9 protein-coding genes are annotated in these 15076 nt (G+C 61.1%); 7 read left to right on the plus strand and 2 right to left on the minus strand.

Going from position 1 to position 15076, the window contains the following annotated elements; genetic code table 11:
• Positions 1 to 13 precede the first annotated feature (13 nt).
• The gene (locus AB6O04_RS09525) at positions 14 to 1186 is read left to right on the plus strand and encodes an efflux RND transporter periplasmic adaptor subunit (protein WP_368563620.1); all 1173 of its coding nucleotides are present in this window, start codon (positions 14 to 16) and stop codon (positions 1184 to 1186) included.
• A gap of 12 nt (positions 1187 to 1198) precedes the next feature.
• Positions 1199 to 4339 (plus strand): multidrug efflux RND transporter permease subunit, encoded by a 3141-nt coding sequence (locus AB6O04_RS09530; protein WP_368563621.1) that lies wholly within the window; start codon positions 1199 to 1201, stop codon positions 4337 to 4339.
• 290 nt (positions 4340 to 4629) lie between these two features.
• Here AB6O04_RS09530 and AB6O04_RS09535 read toward each other — a convergent pair whose 3' ends face one another.
• A complete protein-coding gene (locus AB6O04_RS09535; RefSeq protein ID WP_368563622.1) occupies positions 4630 to 6504 on the minus strand; it encodes a DUF885 family protein in 1875 nt (624 codons plus the stop codon).
• A gap of 329 nt (positions 6505 to 6833) precedes the next feature.
• On the minus strand, positions 6834 to 7982 hold the full coding sequence (locus tag AB6O04_RS09540) for an acyl-CoA dehydrogenase family protein (RefSeq protein WP_368563623.1): 1149 nt from the start codon (positions 7980 to 7982) through the stop codon (positions 6834 to 6836).
• Positions 7983 to 8105: 123 nt separating this feature from the next.
• Here AB6O04_RS09540 and AB6O04_RS09545 point away from each other — a divergent pair, with 123 nt between their 5' ends.
• The 5 genes from AB6O04_RS09545 to AB6O04_RS09565 all read left to right on the plus strand — a co-directional run bounded on the left by AB6O04_RS09545 (position 8106) and on the right by AB6O04_RS09565 (position 14844).
• Positions 8106 to 9035 carry an ArsR/SmtB family transcription factor gene (locus AB6O04_RS09545; RefSeq protein ID WP_368563624.1) on the plus strand — a complete coding sequence of 310 codons (930 nt, stop codon included), beginning with the start codon at positions 8106 to 8108 and terminating at the stop codon, positions 9033 to 9035.
• Entirely contained in the window at positions 9032 to 10174 is a 1143-nt protein-coding gene (locus AB6O04_RS09550) for a homocysteine S-methyltransferase family protein (RefSeq protein WP_368563625.1), read from the plus strand. The genes AB6O04_RS09545 and AB6O04_RS09550 overlap by 4 nt, the downstream gene beginning before the upstream one ends.
• 78 nt (positions 10175 to 10252) lie before the next feature.
• The gene (gene metH / locus AB6O04_RS09555; protein WP_368563626.1) at positions 10253 to 12988 is read left to right on the plus strand and encodes a methionine synthase; all 2736 of its coding nucleotides are present in this window, start codon (positions 10253 to 10255) and stop codon (positions 12986 to 12988) included.
• Positions 12989 to 13433: 445 nt separating this feature from the next.
• Entirely contained in the window at positions 13434 to 13610 is a 177-nt protein-coding gene (locus AB6O04_RS09560; protein WP_368563628.1) for a hypothetical protein, read from the plus strand.
• 76 nt (positions 13611 to 13686) lie between these two features.
• On the plus strand, positions 13687 to 14844 hold the full coding sequence (locus AB6O04_RS09565; protein ID WP_368563696.1) for an MFS transporter: 1158 nt from the start codon (positions 13687 to 13689) through the stop codon (positions 14842 to 14844).
• The last annotated feature ends 232 nt before the right edge of the window (positions 14845 to 15076 follow it).

Consider the following 15076-nt stretch of genomic DNA (forward strand, 5'->3'; position numbering starts at 1 on the left):
CGGAGCTTCATCCATGACCGCCCCCGTCCGTTCGCTCGCCCTCAGCTGCGCCCTTCTGCTGGTGCTGGCCGCCTGCAAAGAACAGGAACAGCCCGCACCTCCACCGCCGGAAGTCGGCGTCATCAAGGCCACACCGCAATCGGTGCCATTGCAGCGTGATCTGGTGGGACGGTTGGCTCCGTTCCGCAGCTCCGATGTGCGCGCCCGTGTTCCCGGCGTATTGGTGAAGCGCGTCTACCAGGAAGGCAGCGACGTGAAGGAAGGCCAGGTGCTGTTCCAGATTGATCCTGCGCCGTTGCAGGCATCGCTCAGCGGTGCCCAGGCGAACCTGGCATCGGCGCAGGCGACCTATGCCAATGCCAAGATCGCCGCCGACCGCGCCCGCCAATTGGCGCCGCAGAAGTTCGTTTCCCAATCCGATCTGGACAACGCCCAGGCGGCCGAACGCAATGCCGCCGCCGCCGTGCAGCAGGCGCAGGCCAGCGTGTCTTCCGCCCGCATCAACCTGAGCTACACCAATGTCACTGCACCGATCTCTGGCCGCGCCGGCAAGCAGCAGGTAACCGAAGGCGCGCTGGTCGGCCAGACCGATGCCACCCTGCTGACCACGGTGGATCAGATCGATCCGCTGTACGTCAACTTCTCGCTGGGCGTGAGCGAACTGGAAGCACTGCGCCGCGCGCAAAGCAAAGGCGGCGTGGAGCTGACCGGCACAGGTGATGCCAAGGTGCAGGTGGTGCTGTCCGATGGCACCCCATACGACCAATTGGGCACACTGGACTTCTCCGGCGTGGTGGCGGATCCGGCCACTGGCGCGATTTCGCTGCGCGCCAGTGTTCCCAATCCGAATCAGGAGCTTCTGCCGGGTATGTTCGTGACCCTCAAAGCGACCCTGGGTGAGCGCAAGAATGCGTTCATGATTCCCCAGGATGCCGTCCTGCGCGATGCCGCGGGCGCCTACGTGTACGTGGTGGGTGCCGACGGCAAGGTGGCACGCAAGACCGTCACCGCCGAGAACCCGAGCAATGGCAATTGGGTGGTCACCAGCGGCTTGGCCGCCAACGATCAGGTGATCGTGTCCGGCGTGCAGAAGGTGCAAGCTGGCGCCCCCGCCAAGCCCACTCCATGGAAGCCTGCGGCCGCGGGCAACAGCCAGCCGGCTGCCCCCGCCGCCCCGCAGAAGTAAGGGATTCCCCCAATGCCCAAGTTCTTCATCGAAAAACCGATCTTCGCCTGGGTGGTGGCGATCCTGATCTCGCTGGGTGGCGTGATCGCGATCTTCAGCCTTGGCGTCGAGTCCTATCCCAACATCGCGCCACCACAGGTGGTAGTCCAAGCCACTTACCCTGGTGCGAGCGCGGAAACTGCCGAGCAGGCCGTCACCCAGGTCATCGAACAGCAACTGACCGGTATCGACAACCTGCTGTACTTCAGCTCGTCGTCCAGCGCCAGCGGCGGCTCCAGCATCACGCTGACCTTTCAGACCGGCACCGATCCGGACATCGCCCAGGTGCAGGTACAGAACAAGGTGGCGCTGGCCGAGCCGCGGCTACCCACCGAGGTGGTGCAGCAAGGCGTGGTGGTGGCCAAGGCTAACGCCGGCTTCCTGATGGTGGCGGCGTTGCGTTCGGAAAATCCGGCGGTGGGTCGCGAACAGTTGAACGACCTTGTCGGTTCGCGCGTGCTGGATCAAATATCGCGTATTCCCGGCGTCGGCAGCACCCAGCAGTTCGGTAGCGAATACGCCATGCGTATCTGGCTGGATCCGAACAAGCTGCAGGGCTTCGGCATGTCCACCAGTGAAGTGCTGGCGGCCATCCGCGGCCAGAACGTGCAGTTCGCCGCCGGCTCCATCGGTACCGACCCGGCACCGGAAGGCCAGGGCTTCACCGCCACGGTGACCACCGAAGGCCGCTTCAACTCGCCCGAACAGTTCGAAAACATCATCCTGCGCGCCAACAGCGACGGCACCACCGTACGTTTGAAGGATGTGGCCCGCGTGGCCATCGGCGCTACCGCGTATGGTTTCGAGACGCAGTGGAACGGCGCGCCCACCGCCGCTTTCGCGGTCCAATTGCTGCCCGGTGCGAACGCGTTGAACGTGGCCGCCGCCGTGCGCGCCAAGATGGACGAACTGCAGCCCAGCTTCCCGCAGGGCGTGGCGTGGTTCTCGCCGTACGACAGCACCACCTTCGTCCGCATCTCCATCGAAGAAGTGGTGAAGACGCTGATCGAAGCGGTGATATTGGTGTTCCTGGTGATGCTGATATTCCTGCAGAACATCCGCGCCACCATCATCCCCACGCTGGTCATCCCGGTCGCGCTGCTGGGCACCTTCCTGGGCATGACGATCATCGGCTTCACCATCAACCAGCTGACGCTGTTCGGCATGGTGTTGGCGATCGGCATCGTGGTGGACGACGCGATCGTGGTGATCGAAAACGTCGAACGCATCATGACCGAGGAGGGTCTGCCGCCCAAGGAAGCGACCCGCAAGGCGATGGACCAGATTACCGGTGCGGTGATCGCCATTACCGTGGTGCTGTCCGCGGTGTTCATTCCCAGCGCGTTGCAAGGCGGCAGCGCCGGCGAAATCTACAAGCAGTTCGCGCTGACGATCGCGTTGGCAATGGTGTTCTCGGCGTTCCTGGCGCTGGGCTTCACCCCCGCCCTGTGCGCCACGCTGCTGAAGCCGACGCAGCACCACAAATCCAACTTCGTGTTCCGTACGTTCAACAAGTACTACGACAAGATCAGCCACACCTACGTAGGCCACATCGGCAGCGCGGTGAAACATGCGCCGCGCTGGATGATCGTCTTCGCAGGCCTGACCCTGTTGTGCGGCTTCTTGTTCACCCGCATGCCCGGCAGCTTCCTTCCCGAGGAAGACCAAGGCTATGCGCTGGCGATCGTGCAGTTGCCGCCGGGTGCTTCCATGGAGCGGACCAGCAAGGTCTTTACGCAGATCCGCAGCACGCTGGAGAAGATGGAAGGCTATGACGGCATGATGGAAGTGACCGGCTTCAGCTTTGTCGGTCAGGGCGAGAACGTCGGCATGGCGTTCATCAAGCTCAAGGACTGGAGCGAGCGCAAAGTCGATGCGGCCACCTTCATCCAGCAAGCCAACGGAGCGCTGTTCGGCATCAAGGAGGCCGGCATCTTCGTGGTCAACCTGCCCACGGTGAACGGACTGGGCCAGTTCGGCGGTTTCGACATGTACCTGCAGGACCGCACCGGCCAGGGCCAGGCGGCATTGACCGAGGCGCGCAACATCCTGCTGGGTAAGGCCGGCCAGAATCCCAACCTGACCGGCGTGCGTCCCAACAGCCTGGAAGATGCGCCACAGCTGAAGCTCAACGTGGATCGCGTACAGGCGCAGACGATGGGGCTGTCGGTCAACGACATTTACAACGCCATCGGCCTGATGCTGGCGCCGGTCTATGTCAACGACTTCTTCTACGAAGGCCGTATCAAACGCGTGACCATGCAGGCCGACGCACCGTTCCGTATGAGTCCCGACTCGTTGTCGAACTTCTACACGCCCAGCAGCCTGCAGAACGGCGAAATGATACCGCTGACCAACGTCGTAAGGTCGGAATGGATCACCAACTCGCCTTCGCTGACGCGCTATAACGGCTACGCGTCGATCAATATCGTCGGCGCTCAAGCACCCGGAAAGAGCTCGGGCGAAGCGATGAAGGCGATGGAAGACATCGTCAACAACGACCTGCCACCCGGCTTCGGCTTCGATTGGACCGGCTTGTCGTACCAGGAAATCCTGGCCGGCAACACCGCCACGTTGCTGCTGGTGTTGTCGATCGTAGTGGTGTTCCTGTGCTTGGCGGCGCTGTATGAAAGCTGGTCGGTGCCGGTATCGGTGCTGCTGGTGGTGCCGCTGGGCGTGCTGGGCGCCATCGTGTTCGCCATGTTGCGCGGCTTGCCGAACGACATCTTCTTCAAGATCGGCCTGATCACCATCATCGGCCTGGCGGCGAAGAACGCGATCCTGATCGTGGAGTTCGCGGTGGAACTGCGCCGCGAAGGCAAGACCTTGCGTGACTCAGTGGTGGAAGCGGCGCGGCTGCGTTTCCGCCCCATCCTGATGACGTCGTTCGCCTTCATCATGGGCGTGCTGCCCATGGCGATCTCCTCCGGCGCCGGCGCCAACGCCCGTCACGCCATCGGCACCGGCGTAATCGGCGGCATGTTGTTCGCCACATTCCTGGGCCTGCTGCTGATCCCGGTGTTCTTCGTCGCGGTGCGGCGCATGCTGGGCGACAAGCTGGACGAGCCCTCCCGGGAATACCTGGAAGAGCACAACAAGCCGCCGGCGCGTTGATCGCGGCACGTGTGCGTAAAGCAAAAGCCCCGGCATTGCCGGGGCTTTTTTTTGGCTTCGTTTGGGCTGCACTGATAGGTGGGCGAAGTTGCAAACTCGCTCGAGGTGCCCTCCCCTCGCAGAGCGGAGCTTGCTCCGCTGCCTTTGATGTCGTGGACTCAAGACCAGCGGAGCAAGCTCCGCTCTACGTCAAAGCCACAGTTGGCAGTTCGGTCAGCCTTAAAACAAAGAACCCCGGCCAAAGCCGAGGTTCTTTTTTTACACTGCAACGATTGCTGGCGTACTTGCGCTTATGCCTGCTTCGCTTTCTGACCGGCGATCCACTGGTCCACGCGTCGCTCCAACAAGGTCAACGGCAACGCACCGCCACCGAGCACCGTATCGTGGAAACCCTTGATGTCGAACTTGTCGCCCAGTTCGGTTTCCGCCTTCTTACGCAGTTCCTGGATACGGATCATGCCGACTTTGTAGGCGGTGGCCTGTCCCGGCATGATCAGGTAACGCTGCACCTCGGAACGAATTGCAGTGATCGGCACCGCACTGTTGGCGTCGAAGTACTCCACTGCCTGTTCTTCGGTCCAACCCTTCGCATGCAGGCCGGTATCCACCACCAGGCGGATAGCTCGCCACATCTCAGAGCTCAAGCGGCCGAACTCCGAATACGGGTCCTGATAAGTGTTGGGCATTTCCTTGGCCAACCATTCCGAATACAGGCCCCAGCCTTCCGCGTAAGCGGTGAATCCGGCCTGGGTGCGGAACTTCGGCACCCCGGTGAGTTCCTGGGCGATGGCGATCTGCATGTGGTGGCCCGGCAAACCCTCGTGGTAAGCGATGACTTCCAGCTCCGGCTTGGGCATCGCGTTCATGTCGGACAAGTGCGCGTAGTAGACGCCCGGACGCGAGCCATCCGGCGTACCGGGGAAGTAATGCTGGGCGGCGCCGTCCTGCTCACGGAATGCTTCCACCCGCTTGACCACCAGATCCGCCTTGGGCAACAGACCGAAATAGTTCGGCAGTTCCTTCTTGATGTTGTCGATCCTTAGCGTCGCTTCGTCGATATAGGCTTGGCGGCCGGCATCGGTATTCGGGAAGACGAACTGCGGATCCTTGTCGATGAACTCGAAGAAGGCATCCAGGTCGCCCTTGAAACCCACCTTGTCCTTCAACGCGGTCATGTCGCCACGGATGCGCGCTACTTCCTTCAAGCCCAGCGCGTGGATTTCCTCCGCCGTCATGCCGGTGGTGGTCATCTGGCGCAACTGGTACTCGTAGTACGGCTTGCCGTTGGACTGGGTCACGCCAACGCCGCTCGCGTTCTCCAGCGCATTCGGCGTGTCTTCTTCACACCAGGCGATTATCCGCTCATAGGCCGGCTTGAGCTGTTCCAGTAGCGCAACACGCGTTTCTTCCTTCAATGCGGCAGCGCGTTCGGCGGTGATCTTGCCGGCCTTGACCAACGCATCGAGCTTGGCCTGCGCGTCCACCCAGATCGCCGAGTCCTTGCCCGCGGAGAACGGGGCACCGGTGATGACTTTGCGCGACTGATCGATGACCCCTTCATAGGCGAATTTCGGCGGGCGGATGCCCTGCCCGGCCGATTTGCGGGCCCGTTCCAGCAATTGGTCGAAGCCGCGGGCCGTCTCCTTGAGACGTGCCACATAAGCAACGTAGTCCGACTCTTCGTCGACCTTATGGAAACTGATCAGTATGGTCGGCAGGAAGCTCTGTGCACCGTTCATCTGGTCGAAAGCGTAGCCGTTGGAAAGAAAGGGCACGCCATCGCGCGCGTTTTCGTACTGCAGCTTCCACAGGTCGTAGGAGAATTTACCCTCGTCGCTGAGCTTTGCGTAATCGAAGGTCTTTTCCATCTCCTCGACACTGGCCTTCTGCCACGCGATCTGGTCCAGCTGGGCCTTTTCCGAGAAGTCATCCAGCTGGTCGTACAGGTCCTTGCGGCCCTGGAACGTCAGCTGCAGCGGACTGAAGCGCAGCTGCTCTTCGTACTTCTTCTCGAACCACTGGTTGAGCCGTTCGGTTTCCGCGGCGATGTCGGCCTGCGACACGGCGGTCGCAGGCGTTGCCGCGGTACCGGATTCCGGCGAAGCGGCGCGATCGCACGCGGCCAGGGCCAGCGCAATGGCGCAGACGATAAGGGTTTTACGCATCAGGTTCTCCGGTTGGATACGGGAGGCAGACCCCCGCATCAGAGAACTCTAGCGGAACCTTTATGGATACGTCCCATGACTAAAGATGGGGGCCCGCGATAACCCCACGGCGCCCACCACCACAAACGCGCCGCAGCGCGTCCGGATGGCGACCACCGGCAACCACCTTTCCGCCTCAATTCGCCCCGAGTTGGCCGTTTCTTCCGGCCGCGGTCATAAGCCAAAGCTCTGGAACGGATCAACGCGGATAAACACGAATGATGCATTCAATATGCTTATCCGCTCTTTTTTGCCTTGTCCGCGTCAATCCGTGTCCAAACAGCCTTCCCTCAGCGCAAACCGGTCTCGTTGCGTGCAATCACCAGGCGCTGGATTTCGCTGGTGCCTTCGTAGATCTCAGTGATCTTGGCATCTCGGAAGTAGCGCTCCAGCGGCATTTCCTTCGAATAGCCCATGCCGCCATGGATCTGCACCGCCTGGTGCGCAATCCACATGGCCGCTTCGGACGCCGTGAGCTTGGCGATGGCGGCTTCGTTGGTGAAACGTTGGCCCTGCCCTTTTACCCACGCCGCGCGCAACGTCAGCAACAGCGACGCATCCAGTTTGCACTTCATGTCGGCGATCTTCGCCTGGGTCATTTGGAAGGTACCGATCGGCGCACCGAAGGCCTTGCGCTCCTTCACGTATTCCACGGTCTTCTCGTAAGCCGCACGCGCGATGCCGATGGCCTGCGAAGCAATGCCGATACGGCCGGCATCCAGCACACCCATGGCAATCTTGAAGCCTTCGCCCTCGGTGCCCAACACCTCATCAGCGTCCACCACGTAGTCGGTGAACTCGATCTCGCAGGTGGCGGAGGCGCGAATACCCAGCTTGGGCTCGGTCTTGCCGCGGTGGAAGCCCGCCTTGGTGGTATCGACCAGGAACGCGGTGATCCCGCGAGCGCCTTTGTCTGGTTCGCTCATGGCAAACAGCACGATGTACTTGGCGACCGGGCCGGAGGTGATCCAGCTCTTCTTACCGTTGATGACGAAGCTGCCATCGGCCTGTTTCATAGCGCGGCAACGCATGGCGGTGGCATCGGATCCCGACTGCGGTTCGGTCAATGCGAAAGCGCCGATCTCGGCGCCTTCGGCAATCGCGCGGACGTATTTCTGTTTCTGCGCTTCGGTGCCGTATTTCAGGATGCCGTTGCAGAACAGCGAATTGTTGACGGACATGATGGTGGAATGCGCCGCATCGCCAGCGGCGATTTCCACCATGGCCAGCACGTAGGCAATGGGGTCCATGCCGGCACCGCCGTACTCGGCAGGCACTTCGATGCCCATCAGCCCGTTCTCGCCCAGCAGGCGGATGTTGTCCAGCGGGAATTCACCGCTCTTGTCGAAATGTTCCGCGCTGGGCGCGATTTTCTCCTGGGCGATCCTGCGCGCCACGTCCTGGATCATCAACTGCTCTTCGGTGAATGCGAAATCCACAAGCCAATCCCTCTCAAATTTGAATACCAATTGTAACCCAGCACCATGCGCGGCCGTATGCCGCTCTTGACCGCGAGTCACGGCAGCAGGACAATATCTTTATATCGCGATAGGAAGATATTTATGGATCTGGAAGCCTGGTCGACCCGGCTGAAAGTCTTTGCCGACGCGACCCGCGTACGTCTGCTGGCGCTGCTGGCACGCGAGGAGCTGACCGTAGCCGAGCTCTCGGCCATCACCCAACTGGCGCAGCCGCGCGTCTCCACCCATCTGGCCAAACTGAAGGAAGCCGGCCTGGTCCGCGATCGTCGCGCCGGGGTGTCGGCCTATTACCGGTTCGACGAAGACAATCTGGATGCTGCCCAGCGCGAACTGTGGCGCAGCCTGAAGGAAGGCAGCGACGATCCGTTGTTGCGCCAGGATGCCGAACGCGTGCCTGCGGTACTGGCGAGCCGCGCGGCCGATCAGAACTGGGCCGATTCGGTGGCCGGCGACATGGAACGCCACTATTCACCCGGGCGTACTTGGGAAGCGCTGGCGCGAACCGCCCTGCCCCTGCTGGAAACCGGCGACGTGCTGGATATCGCTTCCGGGGACGGCGTGCTAGCCGAGTTGCTGTCGCCGCACGCCAAGCGCTATGTCTGCGTCGACACCAGCGCCCGCGTGGTGGCGGCCGCCGGGCAGCGTTTGCAACGTTTCCCGAACGTGGAAGTACGCGAAGGCGACATGCATGCGCTGCCGTTCAAGGACAACAGCTTCGACCTGGTGGTGCTGATGCATGCACTGACCTATGCAGCCAAGCCAGCCCAGGCGGTGGCTGAAGCCGCCCGCGTGCTTCGCCGTGGCGGCCGATTGCTGCTGAGCAGTTTGGGCAAGCACGAACATAAAGCCGTGGTGGAGTCGTACGGCCACGTCAATCTCGGCTTTACCGACAAAGAGCTACGCAAGTTCGCTGAGAAAGCCGGGCTGGACATCGCCAACGCGGAAACCGTGACGCGCGAGCGCCGCCCGCCCCATTTCGAAGTCATCTCACTGACCGCGGTGAAACCATGAAAAAGTATGCGAATCCCTCGCAAGAGCCCGCACATCCTTGTGCGGACTTCTCAATAAAAACTTGGCTAAAACCCGAGCGCGCCGAGGCACTGATCAAGGCGCTGGACGAACGCATCCTGATCATCGATGGCGCCATGGGCACCATGATCCAGCGCCACCGGCTGGAAGAAGCCGATTATCGCGGCGAGCGTTTCGCTGAAGGCTACGACAGCATGCATGCCGATACACACATCCATGGCGCGCAATGCGGCCACGATCTCAAGGGCAACAACGATCTGCTGCTGCTGAGCAAACCGGAAGTGATCGCCGACGTGCACACGCAATATCTGGAAGCGGGTGCGGATCTGGTGGAAACCAACACCTTCAACGCGACTTCGGTCAGTCAGGCTGACTACCACTTGGAACATCTCGTCTATGAGTTGAACAAGGAAGGCGCACGTGTCGCGCGTGCCTGCTGCGATGCAGTGGAAGCCAAGACACCGGAGAAACCACGCTTCGTCATCGGCGTACTGGGGCCAACCAGCAGGACGGCCTCCATCAGCCCGGATGTCAACGACCCTGGCTTTCGCAACACGAGTTTCGACGAACTGCGCACCACCTATCGCGAAGCGATAGAAGGCCTCATTGATGGTGGCGCGGATACCTTGATGGTCGAAACCATCTTCGACACCCTCAACGCAAAAGCTGCCTTGTACGCCATCGAGGAAGTCTTCGACGAGCGCGGCGGCCGCCTGCCGGTGATGATTTCCGGCACCATCACCGACGCATCCGGACGCACATTGTCGGGCCAGACAGCTGAAGCTTTCTACGCATCCGTGTCGCACGGCAAGCCGCTCTCGGTCGGGTTGAACTGCGCGCTGGGCGCGAAGGATCTGCGCGAGCACGTGGAGACACTGGCCAACGTCGCCGACGGCTACGTCAGTGCGCACCCCAACGCAGGCCTGCCCAACGCATTCGGCGAATACGACGAAACGCCGGAAGAGATGGCAGCCACGCTGAAGGAATTTGCCCAGTCTGGCCTGCTGAACCTGGTCGGCGGTTGCTGTGGCACCACACCAGACCACATCCGCGCGATCGCAGAGGCGGTGCGTGGTATTGCGCCTAGACAGTTGCGGCAACCACTCGCGGTAGCAGCATGATTTTTACGCGAATCAGGTTCGATAAAGACGGATGAGGTTTTCAAGCTTACTTTTATCCGTATTGATTCGATCTTATCCGTGTCAAAAAAGCTTTCGAGAAACAACCATGATCCAAGGCCTCCACGCATGACGCGCTACACCCGATTGTCCGGCCTCGAGCCGCTGGTCATTACGCCCGACTTGTTGTTCGTCAATATCGGCGAACGTACGAACGTCACCGGCAGCGCCCAGTTCCGCAAGCTGATCAAGGAAGAACGCTACGAGGAAGCGGTGGAAGTGGCACGCCAGCAGGTAGCCAATGGCGCCCAGATCCTCGACGTCAACATGGACGAGGGGTTGATCGATTCCGAGAAGGCGATGACCCGCTTCCTCAATCTGATCATGTCCGAGCCTGACATCGCGCGCATTCCGGTGATGGTGGATTCGTCCAAGTGGAGCGTCATCGAGGCCGGCCTGAAATGCCTGCAGGGCAAGAGCGTGGTCAACTCGATTTCGCTGAAGGAAGGCGAAGAGGCGTTTATCGAGCACGCCCGCAAGGTGCTGCGCTACGGTGCCGCTGCCGTCGTAATGGCCTTCGATGAAGATGGCCAGGCCGACACGTGCGCGCGCAAGGTCGAGATCTGCACCCGTGCGTACAAGGTGCTAACCGAGAAAGTGGGCTTTCCGCCGGAAGACATCATCTTCGACCCGAATATCTTCGCGGTCGCCACCGGCATCGAGGAACACGACAACTACGCGGTGGACTTCATCGAAGCGACCCGTATCCTCAAGCAGACGCTGCCGCATTGCCACATTTCCGGCGGTGTATCGAACGTCTCGTTCTCCTTCCGCGGCAACGAGCCAGTGCGCCAGGCGATCCATTCGGTGTTCCTGTACCACGCCATCAAAGCCGGCATGGACATGGGCATCGTCAACGCCGGCGCGATGCCGATCTACGACGATCTGGACCCTGAGCTGCGCGAACGCGTGGAGGACGTGATCCTCAACCGCCGCAAGGATTCCACCGAGCGCCTGCTGGAGACCGCCGAACGCTACAAGGGCAAGAAAGGCGAAGCGCAGGTCGAGAATCTGGCTTGGCGCGACAAGCCGGTGCGTGAACGCCTGGCGCATGCGCTGGTGCACGGCATCGATGCCTTCGTGGACCAGGACACCGAGGAAGCGCGCCAGCTATCCACGCGGCCTTTGGATGTCATCGAAGGCCCTTTGATGGATGGCATGAACGTGGTCGGCGACCTGTTCGGCGCTGGCAAGATGTTCCTGCCGCAAGTCGTCAAATCGGCACGGGTCATGAAAAAGGCGGTGGCCTACCTGCTGCCGTACATCGCGGCCGAGAAGCTCCGCACGGGCGATGTAGGCAAATCCAACGGCAAGATCGTCATGGCCACGGTCAAGGGTGACGTGCATGACATCGGCAAGAACATCGTCGGCGTGGTGTTGGCCTGCAATAACTTCGACGTGGTCGACCTGGGTGTGATGGTACCCACACAGAAAATCCTGGACACGGCGCGTGCAGAGAATGCCGACCTGATCGGCCTGTCCGGGCTGATCACCCCTTCGTTGGAAGAAATGACCCACGTGGCGCGCGAGATGCAGCGCCAGGGCTTTTCCCTGCCGCTGCTGATCGGTGGCGCTACCACCTCGCGTGCGCATACGGCGTTGAAAATAGATCCGCACTACGACGCACCCACCGTGTGGGTGAAAGATGCGTCGCGCGCGGTCGGCGTGGCGCAGTCGTTGATCTCCCGGGATCTGCGCGCCAACTTTGTCGCCGCCAACGACGCGGACTACGCGGAAATCCGCCAGCGCCACCTCAACCGCGGCGATGCCAAGCGGTTGGTGTCACTGGAAAAGGCGCGCGGACAGAAGTTCGATGGCGGTTGGAACGCCTATGCGCCGCCGGCGCCCAAACAACCCGGCGTTACTGTGTTCGACGACTATCCACTGTCGGAACTACTGGACTACATCGACTGGACGCCGTTCTTCCAGGCGTGGGAACTGGCAGGTAAATATCCGGCCATCCTGACCGACGAAGTGGTCGGCAAGCAGGCCAGCGAGCTGTACCGCGACGCGCGGGCGATGCTGGACAAGATCGTCGCTGAGAAATGGCTAACGGCCAAGGCGGTATTTGGGCTGTGGCCGGCGAACAGCGTGGGCGACGATGTGGTGCTGTCGCTGTTACCTGAGGGAGAAGGAACGGCGACGCTCCACTTCCTCCGCCAACAAGTCGATAAACCGGCTGACCGTCCCGACTTCTGCCTGGCCGACTTCATTGCACCGAAAAATTCCGGAAAGCAGGATTGGATCGGTGCTTTCGCAGTGACCACCGGCATCGGCATCGACGAACATGTGGCGCGTTTCGAAGCCGAGTACGACGATTACAACGCCATTCTGCTGAAGGCGCTCGCGGACCGTCTGGCAGAGGCATTGGCCGAGCGACTGCACCAGCGCGTGCGCAAGGAATTCTGGGGCTTCGAGGCGGACGAAACCTTGGACAACGAAGCACTCATCGCGGAAAAATATCGCGGCATCCGCCCGGCTCCCGGCTATCCGGCATGCCCGGAACATAGCGAGAAAGCAACGTTGTTCCGTTTGTTGGATGCCGAGCGCAACGCCAGTATGCAGCTGACCGAAAGCTTCGCCATGCTGCCTACGGCCGCGGTGTCCGGTTACTACTTCAGCCATCCGAAAAGCCAATATTTTGTCGTCGGCCGCGTGTCCAAAGAGCAAGCCGCCGACTACGCGAAGCGCAAGGGCGTGGACCTTGTGCAGGCGGAGCGTTGGCTGGCTTCAAACCTGGACTACGATCCGGAGTGATTTTTTCTGTGATGAACAGGTAGTGGTACACAGGCCAGAGCCGATGCTTTGTAGAGCCGGAAACCTATGTTGACCGTCAACCCATCATGACAACAGCCTCGTCATAGCGTCCTTGTGGGAGCGACGTGAGTCGCGACCGGAAACATCAACGTCGCGACTCACGTCGCTCCCACAAGGAAGTCATCCCTGTCGGTGTAGAGGTGAGCTTGCTCGGCTGATTTGTCTCCGAAGCCCGTGCCGGCAGATCAGCGGAGCAAGCTACGCTCTACGTCAAACATGGGATCCATTGCGCTAGACCTGACAAGTGCCCCGGTCAGCGGTGTGGCGTAGGTGCCGCCAAGCCGGAGGCCAAGAGCCGTTGGTATCGATGGCTGCGGCATCGGAGGCGATGGCGATGAAAGCCGTATGACGCTCATCGCGAACGCGCGTTGCGGCAGCGCGTAAGATGGCGGCCATCGAAACGCCGCGTTTCTCGACCACATCCGTGCCAATCGAACGTCATCCCGGAATGGAACCCCTCGCCCTCTTCGCCGACCACAACCATGCCGCCTTCGCTCATGCGTGCGTCGCGTTCGCGTTGGATGGCCTCAATGGCTGGCACTTAACCCCGGCGAATGCATGACAGCCAAAGAACCGCTTTGAAGACCGACAATCCACCGCCATTGGCTGGATCCGTGGCCGGCACCGCGCCGATACCCATGGTTCGGCTGGCCAGCTTCTATCTCGCCTACTACGCGGTGCTGGGTGCCTTTACGCCCTACTGGAGCCTGTATCTGCAGTCGCGCGGCATGACGGTCGCGGCCATCAGCGTACTCATGAGCCTGTGGTACGCCACCCGCATTCTCGCACCCAGTATCTGGACCACGCTGGCGGCCCGCTCGCCAACGCCGATCCGCTGGCTACGCGGCGGCTGCGTGCTGTCCGTGGCCTGCTTCTCCGCTTTCCTGCTGCGGCTGGATTTCACCGGTCTGTTCATCGTGATGTGCGTGTTCTGCTTCGCTTACAACGCGGTCATGCCGCAGTTCGAGGCGATCACCATGTCGCACTTGGACAAGCGCAGTGATCGCTACGGGCATATCCGCGTTTGGGGCTCCATCGGTTTCATCACTGTGGTGGCGCTGTACGGTTGGCTGATCGAACGCCTGGGCGTGGCATGGCTGCCATGGCTGATGCTGCCGTTGTTGGCGGGCTTGCTGGTCTCTTCCTACAGCAACCGCTACGCCCATCAGCCGGAAGAAGCCCATCATGAAGGCCAGGAAGGCTTTCGTGCGCGGCTCAAGCGGCCGCCGGTCATCGCCTTCTTCGCCGCCGCATTCCTGGCGCAGATTTCTTTCGGTCCCTACTACACGTTCTTCTCTATCTACTTGGCCGAACATGGCTATTCGGCATCCACGCTGGGCCTATTCTGGTCGGTAGGCGTACTGGCGGAAATCGGCGTGTTCTTTTTATCGAGCCGAATCTTCCTGCGCTGGGATGCTGGCAAGGTAATGGCGATCGCCATGCTCAGCGCAGCACTGCGCTGGTGGATCACCGGGCTGTGGCCCGATAGCGTGCCGGTGATGCTGCTGGCGCAGCTGACGCACGCTTTGAACTTCGGTGCATTCTTCGCTTCCGCCATGCAGTTGCTGGTGCGCTTCTTTCCTGGGCGGATGAATGGACACGGACAGGGTGTTTTCTATGGCCTTTCCGGCGTAGGCGGTGTGGCCGGCGCGCTCATCGCCGGCCAGCTATGGCGCCTGGGCGGCAATGCCGCCTTTCTTGTCGCCGGCGGATTCGCTTTGGTGGGAGGCGTCATTGCGTGGTACTGGCTGGTGCGGCGCCATCAGGCTGCGATCCATTCTGTGCGAGTTGATTGAAACGATTTGCGTTGTGGAGCCGATATCCTATGTTGGACTGTCGATCCGTCATGGCGGCGGCATAGCATCCTTGTGGGAGCGACGTAAATCACGACCGGAAACATCAACGTCGCGACTTACGTCGCTCCCACAAGAAAACTTCGCTTTTATAGAACCGACTTGCCACGGCTGCTCTTTGATCCGCTCGTGTCCGGCAAAAAGCAGCGGAGCTCCAAATGTAGATTAAAAGTAT

Origin of the sequence: Pseudoxanthomonas sp. UTMC 1351, from assembly GCF_040948865.1 — a bacterium.
Taxonomy (GTDB): Bacteria; Pseudomonadota; Gammaproteobacteria; order Xanthomonadales; family Xanthomonadaceae; genus Pseudoxanthomonas_A.